Annotated in this window: 13 protein-coding genes; 11 read left to right on the top strand and 2 right to left on the bottom strand. The window is 60.8% G+C overall.

What is annotated here, in order from left to right:
* Positions 1 to 22: 22 nt before the first annotated feature.
* The 11 genes from AC1D1J_RS06095 to AC1D1J_RS06045 all read left to right on the top strand — a co-directional run bounded on the left by AC1D1J_RS06095 (position 23) and on the right by AC1D1J_RS06045 (position 12,796).
* On the top strand, positions 23 to 976 hold the full coding sequence (locus AC1D1J_RS06095) for a LysR family transcriptional regulator (protein ID WP_457280038.1): 954 nt from the start codon (positions 23 to 25) through the stop codon (positions 974 to 976).
* 121 nt (positions 977 to 1,097) lie between these two features.
* Positions 1,098 to 2,363: an ABC transporter substrate-binding protein gene (locus AC1D1J_RS06090; protein ID WP_457280039.1), complete on the top strand. Its 1,266-nt coding sequence runs from the start codon at positions 1,098 to 1,100 to the stop codon at positions 2,361 to 2,363.
* A gap of 35 nt (positions 2,364 to 2,398) precedes the next feature.
* Positions 2,399 to 3,265 (top strand): branched-chain amino acid ABC transporter permease, encoded by an 867-nt coding sequence (locus AC1D1J_RS06085; protein ID WP_457280040.1) that lies wholly within the window; start codon positions 2,399 to 2,401, stop codon positions 3,263 to 3,265.
* A 2-nt stretch (positions 3,266 to 3,267) separates the two neighbouring features.
* The gene (locus AC1D1J_RS06080) at positions 3,268 to 4,284 is read left to right on the top strand and encodes a branched-chain amino acid ABC transporter permease (protein ID WP_477694143.1); all 1,017 of its coding nucleotides are present in this window, start codon (positions 3,268 to 3,270) and stop codon (positions 4,282 to 4,284) included.
* Positions 4,281 to 4,991, top strand: coding sequence for an ABC transporter ATP-binding protein (locus AC1D1J_RS06075; protein ID WP_477694142.1), 711 nt, complete (start codon positions 4,281 to 4,283; stop codon positions 4,989 to 4,991). The genes AC1D1J_RS06080 and AC1D1J_RS06075 overlap by 4 nt, the downstream gene beginning before the upstream one ends.
* 2 nt (positions 4,992 to 4,993) lie before the next feature.
* Complete coding sequence (locus AC1D1J_RS06070) at positions 4,994 to 5,698, top strand: ABC transporter ATP-binding protein (protein WP_477665614.1); 705 nt, start codon at positions 4,994 to 4,996, stop codon at positions 5,696 to 5,698.
* Positions 5,699 to 5,749: 51 nt separating this feature from the next.
* Entirely contained in the window at positions 5,750 to 6,517 is a 768-nt protein-coding gene (locus AC1D1J_RS06065; RefSeq protein WP_457280044.1) for a putative hydro-lyase, read from the top strand.
* 49 nt (positions 6,518 to 6,566) lie between these two features.
* Entirely contained in the window at positions 6,567 to 7,529 is a 963-nt protein-coding gene (locus AC1D1J_RS06060) for a TRAP transporter substrate-binding protein (protein ID WP_477694141.1), read from the top strand.
* Between the two features lie 18 nt (positions 7,530 to 7,547).
* A complete protein-coding gene (locus AC1D1J_RS06055; RefSeq protein ID WP_477694140.1) occupies positions 7,548 to 8,150 on the top strand; it encodes a nuclear transport factor 2 family protein in 603 nt (200 codons plus the stop codon).
* A 57-nt stretch (positions 8,151 to 8,207) separates the two neighbouring features.
* Positions 8,208 to 11,840, top strand: a complete 3,633-nt coding sequence (locus tag AC1D1J_RS06050; protein WP_477694139.1) for a hydantoinase B/oxoprolinase family protein — start codon at positions 8,208 to 8,210, stop codon at positions 11,838 to 11,840.
* A gap of 410 nt (positions 11,841 to 12,250) precedes the next feature.
* Positions 12,251 to 12,796, top strand: a complete 546-nt coding sequence (locus tag AC1D1J_RS06045; RefSeq protein ID WP_477694138.1) for a DinB family protein — start codon at positions 12,251 to 12,253, stop codon at positions 12,794 to 12,796.
* Between the two features lie 116 nt (positions 12,797 to 12,912).
* Here AC1D1J_RS06045 and AC1D1J_RS06040 read toward each other — a convergent pair whose 3' ends face one another.
* Together AC1D1J_RS06040 and rfaD are read right to left on the bottom strand one after the other, a co-directional pair.
* A complete protein-coding gene (locus AC1D1J_RS06040) occupies positions 12,913 to 13,473 on the bottom strand; it encodes a ComEA family DNA-binding protein (protein ID WP_457280049.1) in 561 nt (186 codons plus the stop codon).
* 129 nt (positions 13,474 to 13,602) lie between these two features.
* On the bottom strand, positions 13,603 to 14,607 hold the full coding sequence (rfaD, locus tag AC1D1J_RS06035) for an ADP-glyceromanno-heptose 6-epimerase (RefSeq protein WP_477685172.1): 1,005 nt from the start codon (positions 14,605 to 14,607) through the stop codon (positions 13,603 to 13,605).
* Positions 14,608 to 14,613 lie beyond the last annotated feature (6 nt).

Below are 14,613 nucleotides of genomic sequence, written 5' to 3'. Positions count from 1 at the left end.
TTTGCGACCTTGAGGCCCCGCCATGAACCTGCGTTTTGTTGAAGCTTTCTATTGGGTGGCCTCGCTCAAAAGCATCTCGCGCGCCGCGGAGAAGCTCTACCTGACGCAGTCGGCCATGTCCAGCCGCATCGCCACACTGGAAGAAGAGCTGGGCATCCTGCTGCTGGACCGGCGCGACAAGCAGTTCAAGCTCACCGTCGCGGGTGCGCGTTTCCTGGTCTATGCGCAAAAGCTGCTGGAGCTGCAGCGCGAGGTCAAACACGAGATGGGTTCGGGTGCGGCGATGGCGGTATCGATGCGCATAGGCGCCATCGAATCGGTGTTGCACTCCTGGCTGATTCCCTGGCTCGAAAAACTCCGGGTAGACCATCCGGGCCTGGAGCTGGAGCTGACGGTGGAAACCACCCCCATCCTGATGGACCAGGTGCAACGCGGCACGCTGGACCTGGTCTTCGCCGCGTTGCCCGCTTCGGCGGACGGTGTGCGCAACCAGGCTTTGCCGCCCATGGATATGGCTTTTGTGGGAAATCCGGCGCTGCATAAAAAAAGAAATTACCGGCTGGATGAACTCGCGGAAATGGAATTGCTGACGTTCCAGAAAGGCTCGCAGCCGCACGTCACGCTGGTCGACCTGTTCAAGCAGAACCGCATGGAGCCCAAAAAGGTGCATGCCATTTCATCCATTTCCGCGATGGTCCAGCTGGTGCAGGGCGGCTTTGGCGTGGCCCTTCTGCCGCGCATCGCAGTGCAGCGCCTGACGGGGTTCGCCAGCCTGAAATTGCTCACCTGCGACACCCGTGTGAAGTCGTTGCCGATCCACGCGAGCTACCGCACCGACCCGACTTCATCGGTGGTCGAGACGGTGGTCAGGTCGGCCGTGCAGTTTGCCGCGGAGAGCACGGGAGCCGGCACCAAAACGGGTCGCAAGCCGGCGGCCAGGGTTGCAAAAACAGGCAAAAAAGGTGCGTCAGGGTAAATACCAATCATCGAAAAAATCGATGACGTAAGCAAAAAATTACTTGTTTGATTTCGTCATTTGCTAATCGCACACTTCGTCACATGTCATCCAACCGTCATGTTTTTACGAGGAGTGCGTCATGAAGAAATCTTGGTGGGCCAAAGTGGCCGCAGTGTTGCTATCAACCGGCATGGCCTTTGGCGTGCATGCACAGCAAGAGATAAAAATCGGTGTGCTTTATCCGCTCACCGGGCCTGCCGCATCCGTGGGTGCCGAGCTGCGCAGCGCGCTGGAACTCGCCGCCGACATCATCAATAACGGTGCGCCCGGTGTTTCCGAGCTGCCGCTGTCTGCCGGCAAAGGCTTGCCCAACCTCAAGGGCGCAAAAATCAAGCTGGTGTTTGCCGACCACCAGGCCAACCCGCAGACTGGCGCTACGGAAGCCGAGCGCCTGATCACGCAGGAAAAAGTCGTGGCACTCGTGGGCGCCTATAACAGCGCCGTCACCGCCACGGCCAGCCAGATCGCCGAGCGCGCCGGCATCCCTTTCCTGAACCCCGAGTCGTCGTCGGCGTCGCTCACGCAGCGCAACTTCAAGTGGTTCTTTCGCACCACGCCGCATGACGACCTGTTTGTGCACAACGCCTTTGATTTCCTGAAAGAACTCGAAGCAAAAAAAGGCATCAAGGCGGGCGTGGTCGCCAGCCTCAACGAGAACGGCTTGTGGGGCACGGAAACCACCAAACTGCAGACCAAACTCGCGCCCGAGTTCAAGCAGAACCTGGTCAAGCAGGTGATGTACCCGGCCAAGACCACGCAACTGACTTCGGAAGTGCAGACGCTCAAGGCCGCCAATCCCAACCTGGTGCTGCAGTCGTCCTACACGGCCGATGCCATCCTGTCGATCAAGACCTACAAGGAACTGGGCTTTTCGCCGGACATGATCCTGGCGAACAACGCGGGCTTCACCGATACCGATTTCATCAGGACACTCGGCAAGGACGCCGACTACATCATCACGCGTGAAGTCTGGGCGCTGGACCTGGCCAACCGCAATCCGCTGATCAAGCAGGTCAACGACCTGTTCAACAGCCGCTACAAGATCAACTTCACCGGCAATTCCTCGCGCACTTTCACCGGCCTGATGGTGATGGCGGACGCTATCAACCGCGCTGGCTCCACCGAGCCCGAAGCCATCCGCAAGGCATTGGCCGCCACCGACATGCCCGGCAGCAAGCTGATCATGCCGTGGAAGGGTGTGAAGTTCGATGCGACCGGCCAGAACACCCTGGGCCAGGGCATCCTGGTGCAGATCATCGGCGGCAAATACAACACGGTCTGGCCTTTCGACATGGCCTCGCGTGAAGTGACCTGGCCCATGCCCAAGTGGGACCAGCGCAAATAAGCCGCGAGTTTTGACCTCAAAGCCAAGAGACAACCATGACTACGGAAATATTGCTTCAGACGCTGGCCTCCGGCGTGCTGATTGGGCTGATTTACGCGCTGGTGGCTATCGGCCTGACCATGATTTTCGGCGTCATGGACATCGTGAACTTCGCGCACGGGGAATTCCTCATGCTGGGCATGTACTCGGCCTTCTGGCTGTTTTCCCTGTATGCGCTGGACCCCATGCTCACCTTGCCGCTGACAGTGATCATGCTGTTCGGCTTCGGCGTGCTGCTGTACAAACTGGTGATTGTGCGCATCATCAACGCGCCCATGCTGTCGCAGATCTTCACGACCTTCGGCATCATGATCCTGCTGCGCGGCGTGGCCCAGTTCCTCTGGAAACCGGATTTCCGCTCCATCGAGAATTCGGCGGTCAGCGGAACCGTCAAGCTGTTGGGCGTGCAACTGGGCAAGCCGCAGCTGGTCGCTGGTGTAGGGGCCGTCGTGGTTACCGGGCTGATTTACTTCTTCCTGAACAAGACCCGGCTCGGTGCGGCGCTGGAAGCCACCGCCTCTGACAAGGAAGCGGCCCGCCTCATGGGCATTGATTCGCACAAGATGTTCTCGCTGGCCTGGGGCATAGGTGCGGCCTGTGCCGGCGCGGCCGGTGTGCTGCTGTCAACCTTCTTCCCGATTTTTCCGGACGTTGGCGCGAGTTTCATCCTGCTGGCTTTTGTGGTGGTCAACCTGGGCGGTTTCGGCAGCGTCTCGGGCGCCTTCTGGGCTGGCATCCTGGTCGGCGTGATCGAGGTCATGGGCGGCCTGCTGCTCGGCCCGCAGTACAAGACGGCCATCGTGCTGGTGCTGTTCCTCGGCGTGCTGATGTTCCGCCCCCAGGGTCTGATGGGCAAGGCATGATCATGAAGCAACTCATTTTTGTTATCGCCGCTCTGGCGCTTGCCTTGGCCGTCCCCGCGGTCACGGATGCCTCGCACCTGAACATGGCGATCCTCATCCTCATGGCGGCCCAGGTGGGTGTAGCCTGGAACATCGTGGGTGGCTATGCGGGACAGGTGTCCCTCGGCCATGCGGCTTTCTACGGACTTGGCGCCTATGTCTCGACACTGCTGCTGATCAAGTTCGGCATCAATCCCTGGATAGGCGTGCTCGCCGGCGGTTTGGTGGCAGCCTTGCTCAGCCTGGGGTTTGGCTGGTCCTGCTTCCGGCTCAAGGGCCACTACTTTGCGATGGCCACCATCGCGGTGGCCGAACTGGTGCAGATTTTCTTCACTGAGTGGGATTACGGCGGTGCGGCGGTCGGGCTTTACGTGCCGATGGACAAACAAGGCTGGCTCTGGCTGAACTTCGCTACCAAATTGCCTTATTACTGGCTGGCGCTGGGCCTGCTGGTGATCACGCTGGGCGCGAACTGGTGGATAGAGCGCAGCTACCTCGGCTACTACTTCAGGGCCATCAAGGATGAACCCGACGCGGCCCGCAGCATCGGCGTGAATATCGCCCGCTACAAGCAGGTTGCCCTGTCGGTCAGTGCTTTCCTCACGGCAGTCGGCGGCAGCCTGTATGCACAGAAAGAGCTTTACATCGACCCGAACTCTGTGCTGTCGACGGCGCTCTCCATCAAGATGGCGCTGGTATCCATTCTTGGCGGTGTGGGTACCTTGTTCGGTCCGGTCGTAGGCGCCGTGGTGCTGACCAGCATCGAGGAGTTCACCCGCATCGCTTTCGGCGGCACAGGCCGTGGCACAGATGTCATTATTTATGCGAGCCTCATTATTGTGATTGCCGTCTTTTATCCCACGGGCCTCATTGGCTGGCTGCGCAGCTTCCGGGAGCGCCGCGAGGCACGCGCCGATGCATCGCGGCAGATGGCGGTGCCCACCGCCGCCGTGCAGAACGCCGGCGAGGAGGCCGTATGAAGTTGCTGGAAGTCAAACAGGTCAGCAAGCGTTTCGGCGGGCTGGTCGCCAACCAGGATGTTTCTTTCAGCGTGGACACCGGGCAGGTGGTGGGCCTGATCGGCCCCAACGGAGCCGGAAAGACCACGATGTTCAATTGCGTGGCGGGGTATTTTGCCCCCACGGCCGGCAGCATCATGCTGGGCGGCCGCGACATCGCAGGACTGCCGCCTGAAACATGCGCCCGTGCCGGTGTGGCACGGACTTTTCAGATTGCGCGCACCTTCACCAGCATGACGGCCTGCGAGAACGTGATGACCGCGGCCATGCTGCTGCAGCACAACGTTGCGAAGGCACGCCAGGCTGCCATGGACTGGCTGGCTTTTGCCGGGCTTGAACGCTTTGCCGACCGGCCTGCCGCCAGCATGACCATCAGCGAGCAGCGGCGCCTGGCCGTGGCGCGTGCGCTGGCCATACAGCCGCGCATCCTGCTGATGGATGAAGTGATGGCGGGTCTCAACCCGTCGGAAGTTCGCGAAGCGGTCGACGTCGTTCTCAAGATCCGGGACAAGGGCATTGCGTGCCTGATCGTCGAGCATGTGCTGGAAGGCATCATGCCGATCGCCGACAAGATCGTCGTGCTGGACCGCGGCGTGAAGATCGCCGAAGGCACGCCGCAGCAGGTGTCGAACGACGCTGCCGTGATTACCGCCTACCTCGGGGACTGAAGATGCTTGAAATCAAAAACCTCAAGGTCTGCTACGACGACGTGCTGGCCATCTCCGACGTCAGCCTCCAGGTCGAGCCCGGCAAGATCGTCGCGCTGGTAGGCGGCAACGGCAACGGCAAGTCCACCACCTTGCGCGCCGTGGCAGGCCTCAATGCCGCCGCAGCGGGCAGTATTACCTTCAACGGTGAGCCGGTTCACCGCATGCCGGCGCACAAACGCGTCCCGTTAGGTCTGTCGCTGGTGCCGGAAGGCCGGCGCCTGTTTCCCCGGCTGACAGTGCTTCGCAACCTGGAGCTCGGTGCCTTTACGCGCACGGACAAGCACGAGGTGGCGCGGGGCATTGAAGAGATGCTGCAGCTGTTCCCCATCCTCAAGGAGCGCGCCACACAACTGGCCGGTACCATGAGTGGGGGCGAGCAGCAAATGCTGGCCATCGCCCGCGGGCTGATGGCCCGGCCCAAGCTGCTGATGCTGGATGAGCCTTCGTGGGGCATCGCGCCCAAGTTTGTGACCAAGGTGCTGGAGGTTATCCAGCAGGTCAATGCCACAGGTGTCTCGATATTGCTGGTGGAACAGAACCTGCAAAAGGCCCTGGGCATCGCGCATTACGGCTATGTCATCCAGACCGGCCGTATCGTGATGCAGGGCAAGGGTCATGAGCTCCTCAATGATGACCGGATCAAAAAGGCCTACCTGGGCCTTTGACGGAAAAGCCGCTGTATCACCCTATTTTTTCCAATCAAGCTTTACCCTGCCATGAACAAGATTTTTGATCGTCCCGCAGACCTCCGGATGGCCAGCCGTTGCGGCGAGTTTGCCCTGCCCACCGCGGGACACGCGAACGGCCATATCCAGGCCAACCTCATGATCGTCCCCCAGGCCCAGGCCTTTGACTTCCTGTTGTTCTGCCAGCGCAATCCCAAGCCCTGCCCATTGGTGGAGGTTCTGAAGCCGGGCGCCACGGAGCCTTTGTGTGCACCGGGGGCGGACATCACGACCGACATTCCGGGCTATCGCGTCTACCGTGACGGCGAGTTTGTTGAAGAGCGCGATGAGATCCGGTCGATCTGGAAGGACGACTATGTGGCCTTCCTGATCGGCTGCAGTTTTTCTTTCGAGGCCGCGGTCACCCAGGCCGGCATTCCCCTGAGGCATGTCGAGCAGGGCCGCAATGTCTCGATGTTCCGTACCAGTCTCCAGTGCCAGCCCGCTGGTGTGTTCAGCGGTGAAATGGTCGTCACCATGCGGCCCATCAAGAGCCGCGATGTGGCAAAGGTGGTGGAGATTTCTGGCCGGTTTGACGTTGCGCATGGTGCGCCCGTTCACATCGGCAATCCGGAGGCGATCGGCATCACCGACCTGTCGCGACCGGATTACGGCGATGCAGTCGACATCAAGGATGATGAAATCCCGGTGTTTTGGGGTTGCGGCGTCACGCCGCAATGGGTTGCCCAGAAGAGCCGACTGTCGATGTGCATCACCCATGCGCCGGGCAAGATGTTTGTGACGGACCTGAAAGGGTGAGTTCCATGCACCCGCCGCCGGGCTAATTCTCAACTCCCAAGGAGTTCCCATGAAAGCAGTTTTAATAGCCGTGCTCGTCACGGCGGGGGCAGCGCACGCCCAGACAACCTGGAAGCTGGCCACGGGCTACCGGGCAGAGTCCTTCCATACGCAGAACCTCCTGCAATTTGGGCGCGATGTGGATCTGGCCACGCGCGGACAGCTGGTCATACAGGTGTACCCCAACAACACCCTGGCCAAGCTGGCGGACATCAGCGCGGCCGTGCAGCAGGGAAAGGCCGAAGCGGGCGAGACCATCCTGGCGAGCATGGTCAAGGAAATTCCGCTGGCTGGCGCGGACTCCATTCCCTTCGTCGTGGCCTCCTACAAGGACGCACAACGCCTCTGGAAACTGCAGCGGCCAGGCCTTGAAAAGCATTTCACCGAGCATGGTATGAAGCTCCTCTACGCAGTGCCGTGGCCGCCGCAAGGCCTGCATTCGAACAAGCCGGTGCGGGGCCCGACAGACTTTCGCGGTACCCAGATGCGCACCTACAACCAGACCACCATGCGTATCGCCGAAATGCTGGGCGCCAAGCCTGTGGATGTGGCCATGGTCGATGTGGGCAAGGCATTGGCCGAAGGCCGGATGGACAACATGATCACTTCGGCGCTGACTGGTGTGGAGAACAAGGTGTGGGGCCCGATCAAGTATTACTACGAGATCAATGCCTGGTTCCCCAAAAATGCGGTGTTTGTGAACAGCAAGGTCTTTGATGCACTGAAGCCCGAGGTGCGTGCCGCCGTGCTCAAGGCGGCGGGCGAGGCGGAAGTCCGCGGCTGGCAGGCCAGCCAGGCGCTGGCGACCAGCGCGACCGAGGAATTGCGCGCCAACGGCGTGAAGATAGAACGCATTCCCCCCGAGCTGGACACTGAGATCAAGCGCATGGGCGAGAAGTTCTCGCGCGAGTGGATACGATCGGTGGGCAATGAAGCCAATGATATTTTCGTGCCGTACTACATGCCGCAATAAGCGCGGGCTCCGAATCGCATGAAAACTCCTTCCGCATCCATCGCCGCCTACCTTCATGCCAAGGATGGCAACCGGCCTCACCTGCTGGCGCAAGCCTTTACGGACGATGCCCTGCTGCAGGTCACCGTCCACACCGGTGCGATTTCTTTTCCGCCGGTGTCCCGGGGGCGGGACGCCATTGGCGAGGTGCTGGTGCGCCGTTTTGGCCAGTCCTACGAAAATGTCTACACCTTCTGCCTGGGCTCGCCGCCGGAGGCCGACGCGCAAGTGTTTTGCTGTGACTGGCTGGTTGCCATGACGGAAAAGGACAGTCGCGCCGTGCGGGTCGGGTGCGGCCGCTACGATTGGTGTTTTTCGCCGCCCTCATATCTGGCGGAAAGCCTTTCAATCACCATCGCGAGCATGCAGACCCTGCCGGCCTCGCACACAGACGAGGTCATGGATTGGGTAGCCGGTCTTCCCTATCCCTGGTGCCCGGCTTCCACGGCCCTGCGGGGCGCGCCGGACATCCAGCACCTGGCGCCGGTACTTGGGTACATTGGCAGGGAGAAGATGGCCAATTTTCCGGACAAGAGATCCCGGCTGGCAACGCCTCACACCGTCGTGCCAAGCCAGGTCTGACAGCAGCAAGATCCATCAAGATCAGCAAAGAACACGTTAACTTTGAAATTAAAAACCATGCAAGACACCACTTCAAAACCGGGCGGCGACCGTTGGCAATTCTGGATAGACCGCGGCGGGACCTTCACGGACATCGTGGCCAAGAAGCCCAATGGTTCGCTGGTCACGCACAAGCTGCTGTCGGAAAACCCGGAGCAGTACCGCGATGCGGCGGTCGCCGGCATCCGCCACCTGCTGGGCCTGAAAACGGGCGAGCCGATACGCGCCGACGTGGTGGACTGCGTGAAGATGGGAACGACCGTGGCGACCAATGCGTTGCTGGAGCGTAAGGGTGAGCCGACGTTGCTGGTCACCACACGAGGCTTTCGGGACGCCCTGCGCATTGCCTACCAGAATCGCCCCCGGCTGTTTGACCGCCACATCGTGCTGCCCGAGTTGCTTTACAGTGCGGTGGTGGAGGCCCAGGAGCGTGTGGGCGCACAGGGAGAGGTGCTTCAGGCGCTCGACGAAGTGCTATTAAAAAAGGAGCTGCTTGCGCAGTACCAGAAAGGGCTGCGAAGCCTTGCGATTGTTTTTATGCATGGCTACCGCTTCACCGAGCACGAAAAGGCCGCCAAGCGCATCGCTGCCGAGGTGGGTTTCACGCAGATCAGCACTTCGCATGAAACCAGCCCGATGATGAAGTTTGTAAGCCGTGGCGACACCACGGTGGTGGACGCCTACCTGTCGCCCATCCTGCGCCGTTATGTGGAGCAGGTCGCCAGCGAGATGCCGGGCGTGCGCCTGTTCTTCATGCAGTCTTCGGGCGGGCTGACCGATGCCCATGTGTTCCAGGGCAAGGACGCCATTCTCAGCGGCCCGGCCGGCGGCATTGTGGGCATGGCCCGCACCGCGGCCATTGCCGGCCACGCCAAGGTCATCGGTTTTGACATGGGCGGCACGTCCACCGACGTGTCGCATTACGCCGGGGAATTCGAACGCGAATTCGAAACCCAGGTGGCCGGCGTGCGCATGCGCGCCCCCATGATGAGCATCCATACCGTGGCTGCGGGCGGCGGCTCCATCCTCAAATTTGACGGCGAGCGCTTCCGGGTTGGTCCACAGAGCGCAGGCGCCAACCCAGGCCCCGCCAGTTACCGGCGCGGCGGCCGCCTGGCGGTGACCGATGCCAACGTGATGGTCGGCAAGGTGCAGCCGCGCTACTTTCCGAAGGTATTTGGTCCCAATGCCGATGAGCCGTTGAGTTACGAGGCGGTAGAGGCCCAGTTCAACGAACTGGCGGGGCAGACCGGGCGCAGTGCCGAGGTGGTGGCTGAAGGTTTCATCAACATCGCGGTGCAGCAGATGGCCAACGCCATCAAGAAAATTTCGGTGGCGCGCGGCTATGACGTGACACGCTACACGCTGCAATGCTTTGGCGGTGCGGGCGGGCAGCACGCCTGCCTGGTGGCTGATGCGCTGGGCATGACCAAGGTGTTTGTGCATCCGCTGGCGGGTGTGCTGAGCGCTTATGGCATGGGCCTGGCCGACCAGAATGTGATTCGTGAGCAGGCGGTGGAGCTCAAGCTCTCGGCCGCCGTGCTTCCGGAAATTGCCGACAAGCTCAACGCGCTCGCCGCGACGGCAGAGGCCGAGCTGCAGCGCCAGCAGGTCAGCACCGGCAGCATCACCACGCATCACCGCGTGCATGTGCGTTATGAAGGCAGCGACTCTGCGTTGATCGTGCCCTTCGGTACGCTGGACGAGATCGAGTCCGGGTTCGAAGCCGCTTACCGCCAGCGCTTTGCCTTCCTGATGCAGGGCAAGGGCCTGGTGGTTGAGGCCGTGTCGGTAGAGTCGGTGGTGGCGGGCGACGCGCCTGCTGAGCCGCGCCATGCCACGCATGAGCCGCGCGAGGTGCCGCGCCGCGAAACCGTACGCATGTATTCCGGAGGCCAGTGGCATGACGCAGCGTTGGTGGTGCGTGAAGACCTGCGGCCGGGCGACATCATCTCGGGGCCGGCCATCATTGCCGAGAAAAACGCCACCACGGTCGTGGAACCGGGCTGGGAAGCCGCGCTGACGGCGCTGGACCACCTGGTACTGGACCGCCGGGCTGAACGCGCCGTGAAGTTTGCGGCGGGCACGACGGTAGACCCGGTGCTGCTGGAGGTCTTCAACAACCTCTTCATGAACATTGCCGAGCAGATGGGCCTGCAGCTGCAAAACACCGCTTACTCGGTCAACATCAAGGAGCGCCTGGACTTCAGCTGCGCGCTGTTTGACACCGAAGGCAACCTGATTGCCAATGCGCCGCATATGCCGGTACATCTGGGTTCCATGGGCGAAAGCATCAAGACGGTGATTCGCGAGAACGCCGGAAAGATGCAGCCTGGCGACGTGTATGTGCTGAACGACCCCTACCATGGCGGCACGCACCTGCCCGACATCACCGTCATCACACCGGTCTACCTTGGTGCGGCGACACAGCCGACGTTTTATGTCGGTTCGCGCGGCCACCATGCCGACATCGGCGGCACCACGCCGGGCTCCATGCCGCCGTTCTCTACATTGATCGAAGAAGAGGGCGTGCAGATCAACAACGTCAAGCTGGTGGAACGTGGCGTGCTGCGCGAGGCAGAAATGATTGCGCTGCTCAAAAGCGGCAAATACCCCAGCCGTAACCCGCAGCAGAATATGGCCGACCTGAAAGCGCAGATCGCCGCCAATGAAAAGGGCGTGCAGGAGCTGCGCAAGATGGTGGACACCTTCAGCCTGGAGGTGGTGCTGGCTTACATGCGCCATGTGCAGGACAACGCCGAAGAGTCGGTGCGCCGCGTGATCACGCGCCTCAAAAATGGCGAGTTCACCTTGCCTCTGGACAACGGAGCCCAGATCAAGGTCTCCATTCGCGTTGACGTCAAAGGACGCAGCGCCGAGATCGACTTCACCGGTACATCGCCGCAGCAGACCAATAACTTCAACGCGCCGACGGCGGTGTGCATGGCGGCGGTGCTGTATGTGTTTCGCACCCTGGTTGACGACGACATTCCGCTGAACGCGGGCTGCCTGAAGCCGCTCAAGGTCATCATCCCGCCGGGCTCCATGCTCAACCCGAATCCCCCGGCTTCGGTGGTGGCGGGCAATGTGGAAACGTCTACCTGCATCACCAATGCGCTTTACGGCGCGCTGGGTGTGATGGCCGCCGGCCAGTGCACGATGAACAACTTCACCTTCGGCAATGCGCGCCACCAGTACTACGAAACCATTTCGGGGGGCTCGGGTGCGGGCGGCAAGCTTGATGATGCGGGCAAGCTGGTGTCGGGTTTTGACGGAACCTCTGTGGTGCAGGCGCATATGACCAATTCGCGGTTGACCGACCCGGAGGTACTGGAATTCCGCTTCCCGGTGCGGCTGGAAAGCTATGAGATTCGCCAGGGCTCCGGCGGTGCAGGCCGATGGCAGGGCGGCAACGGCGGTGTGCGACGTGTCCGCTTCCTGGAGGCCATGACGGCCAGCATCCTGTCGAACGGGCGCAAACACGGCGCCTTCGGCATGGCTGGCGGCCAGGCGGGGCAGGTTGGACAGAACGTTGTGGTCCGGGCGCAAGGCCAGATTGAAACACTGGGCCATATCGGGCAGGCCGAGATGCAGCCCGGTGATATTTTTGAAATCCATACGCCGGGCGGCGGCGGCTTCGGGAAAGCTTGATGCCAATCACGGGCCGGTGTATACCGGCCTGCTTCCCAAGCGGAGCGACCGCGCAGCTGTGACGGGTGGGTAAAGCGCCTGCCCGTTCACGCGTGCGCCTGATCGTCATTCGCAAAGTCATCTGCTCAGCCGCCCGTAACACTTGGGGCTGGCTTTAGTACCTGCAAACGGCTCGACGCTGTGCATCGCGGACGCGCCGTAAACCGGACCTCCCTCCCGTTTAGCACTATCTTTTTTTGCACGGCAACGATCGGCCATCGCCAGGACAGTGGAAAATCTGCAGTGGAGCCAGCACACCTTGTGACGGGGGCAGGCAGGCTTTTAGGGGTGCGGAATGCCGTAATTTCAAATGAAATCCGGCCCTGGGCCAATCAGCACGAGCGCGAGAAGCTATCAATTCAGGAGCATGTATGACCGCTTCGTTTACCGACAACTACCGGCTTCTGGCCCAGTACAACCGCTGGATGAATGAACGGCTGTATGACGCCTGTGAAACCCTGACCGACGAGGAGCGCAAGCGTGACCGCGGCGCTTTCTTCGGCTCGATCCATCACACGCTGGGCCATCTTGTGCTGGCGGACCAGGTCTGGCTCAGGCGCTTTGCGCAGTGCGGCACCGAGAACGGAATCCGTTTTACATCGCTGAACGCTGAAGTGCTGGACATGCCGGAGGCCTACACATTGGACATGGTGCTGTACGAAGACTGGGCCGGACTGAAAGCCAAACGGCAGCAGCTCGATGGCGCCATCGAGCAGTGGGCTGCGGACATGCCTGAGGCTTACCCGGCCATGACCATGCGCTACGCCAACTCCAAAGGGGTGCAGCGCGAACACGTGGTCTGGAAGGCCCTCACGCATTTTTTCAATCACCAGACACACCATAGAGGGCAAGTGACGACACTGGTCACGCAGGCTGGTGCAGGGGTGGGAGTGACGGACCTGATTGCGCTGGTGTAGAGGTCTTTAAATTGCTATGAAATAGATAGCTGCTTGCGCCCGACCCTAAAGGGTTGGAATTCAAAATGAACATAAAAAAACCCGCTATGAGCGGGTTTTTTATGGGTGCGGGCCAATTACTTCTTGGCAGCGCTTGCGGCAGGCTTGGCTGCCTCAACCTTGACTTCGGTCTTGGTTTCTTTTTTGGTGTCTTTCTTGGCGTCTTTCTTGGACGTTACCGCCTCTTTGGCATCTTTGGCCGATTCCACCACGGCGTCTTTGGTCGCGATAGCCGCGCCCTTGACGGCATCCTTGGTGGCGATAGCTGCGTCTTTGGCCTTTTCGGTGACCGGCTTGTCGGCCTTCTTGCTGGTTTTGGCGTCCGCTTTGGCTTCGGCCTTGGTTTTTGCCTTCGCATCTGCGGCGGCCGGGCCGGTATAGGCGGCACCGCCAACGGTCAGCCCTGCGGCGGAGAACTCGGCTGCGCGTTTTTCTCCCACGCCTTTGACGCGGGTGATGAAGTCATCCCAGTTTTTGAACTCGCTTTTCTTGCGCTCGGAGATGATCAGCTTGGAGGTGACGGGGCCGATGTGTTTGATGCCGTCGAGTTCGGCCTCTGTGGCTTTGTTGACGTCGACCGCAGCAAAGGCTGCAACGAGAGACATGGCGGCGAAAAACGCCAGTACTTTCTTGAACATGGAAATCTCCTCAGTGGTGAGTGGCGAAGCGCGTTATGCATCCTGTGAATAAGAATGCTGTGTTTATAACGGCCCGGTTTCACACGGGGTTGACCTGCCTGATGCGATTGGGTTGGGGAACCCCAAGCCTCAGCGATTCTTGCCCAGCCACTGCATGTAAGCAGTTACACCCGCTTTCACATCAGCAAACACATGGTCACACCCAGCGGCACGCAGGGCGCCGAGGTCGGCCTGCGTGTAGCTTTGATATTTACCCACCAAGGCTGGCGGGAAGGTGATGTAGTCGATGAGCCCGCCGCGCACGGCATCTTCCAGGCTCAGCGCCGCAGCATCCTGCCCTTTGCGCAAGGTGTTCACGACGGCGAGCGCGACATCGTTGAAGGGCTGGGCCTTTCCGGTGCCAAGATTGAAAATGCCGGATTGTTCTGGATGGTCAAAAAACCAGAGGTTCACGGCCACCACATCGTCGATGAAGACGAAGTCGCGCATCTGGCCGCCGGCGCCGTAGCCGCCGTATTCGCCAAACAGCTTGACCTTGCCTTCGGCCTGGAACTGGTTGAACTGGTGAAAGGCCACGCTGGCCATACGGCCCTTGTGCTGTTCGTGGGGGCCGTAGACATTGAAGTAGCGAAAGCCCGCAACCTGGGTGGCTGCGCCTTCAAACCGGTTGCCGAGTTCACGCCGCAGGCGCTGGTCAAAGAGCAGCTTGGAGTAGCCGTAGACGTTGAGCGGCCGCTCGAATTCAGGCGATTCCCTGAACGTGTCGGATCCGCCATAGGTGGCGGCCGACGAGGCGTACAGCAGGCGCGTTCCCTGGTCCTGGCAGGCGTGGAACAACTCGCACGACAGTGTGTAGTTGTTGTCCATCATGTATTTGCCGTCGGGCTCCATCGTGTCGCTGCAGGCGCCTTCGTGGAACACGGCCTCGACCTGACCGTAGGCGCCTTCGGCGAACAGGTCGTAGAAGTCGTCGGCGTCCACGTAGTCGGCGATCTGCAGGCCGGCCAGGTTGCGGAACTTGTCGCCTTCGGTCAGGTCGTCGACCGCGATGATGTCGTCGATGCCGCGGGCATTGAGGCCCTTGATGATGTTGCTGCCGATAAAACCTGCAGCACCTGTAACTACTATTTTCATGATTCG

The organism is Polaromonas sp. P1_F8, from assembly GCF_056405635.1.
The sequence above is the reverse complement of the archived record's forward strand: the minus strand, read 5'-3'. Positions and strand labels throughout refer to the sequence as shown.

Bases quoted from the DNA above. Each gene is read 5' to 3' on its own strand.
- AC1D1J_RS06095 (WP_457280038.1), top strand. From the start codon at position 23: ATGAACCTGCGTTTTGTTGAAGCTTTCTATTGGGTGGCCTCGCTCAAA.
- AC1D1J_RS06090 (WP_457280039.1), top strand. From the start codon at position 1,098: ATGAAGAAATCTTGGTGGGCCAAAGTGGCCGCAGTGTTGCTATCAACC.
- AC1D1J_RS06085 (WP_457280040.1), top strand. From the start codon at position 2,399: ATGACTACGGAAATATTGCTTCAGACGCTGGCCTCCGGCGTGCTGATT.
- AC1D1J_RS06080 (WP_477694143.1), top strand. From the start codon at position 3,268: ATGAAGCAACTCATTTTTGTTATCGCCGCTCTGGCGCTTGCCTTGGCC.
- AC1D1J_RS06075 (WP_477694142.1), top strand. From the start codon at position 4,281: ATGAAGTTGCTGGAAGTCAAACAGGTCAGCAAGCGTTTCGGCGGGCTG.
- AC1D1J_RS06070 (WP_477665614.1), top strand. From the start codon at position 4,994: ATGCTTGAAATCAAAAACCTCAAGGTCTGCTACGACGACGTGCTGGCC.
- AC1D1J_RS06065 (WP_457280044.1), top strand. From the start codon at position 5,750: ATGAACAAGATTTTTGATCGTCCCGCAGACCTCCGGATGGCCAGCCGT.
- AC1D1J_RS06060 (WP_477694141.1), top strand. From the start codon at position 6,567: ATGAAAGCAGTTTTAATAGCCGTGCTCGTCACGGCGGGGGCAGCGCAC.
- AC1D1J_RS06055 (WP_477694140.1), top strand. From the start codon at position 7,548: ATGAAAACTCCTTCCGCATCCATCGCCGCCTACCTTCATGCCAAGGAT.
- AC1D1J_RS06050 (WP_477694139.1), top strand. From the start codon at position 8,208: ATGCAAGACACCACTTCAAAACCGGGCGGCGACCGTTGGCAATTCTGG.
- AC1D1J_RS06045 (WP_477694138.1), top strand. From the start codon at position 12,251: ATGACCGCTTCGTTTACCGACAACTACCGGCTTCTGGCCCAGTACAAC.
- AC1D1J_RS06040 (WP_457280049.1), bottom strand. From the start codon at position 13,473: ATGTTCAAGAAAGTACTGGCGTTTTTCGCCGCCATGTCTCTCGTTGCA.
- rfaD (WP_477685172.1), bottom strand. From the start codon at position 14,607: ATGAAAATAGTAGTTACAGGTGCTGCAGGTTTTATCGGCAGCAACATC.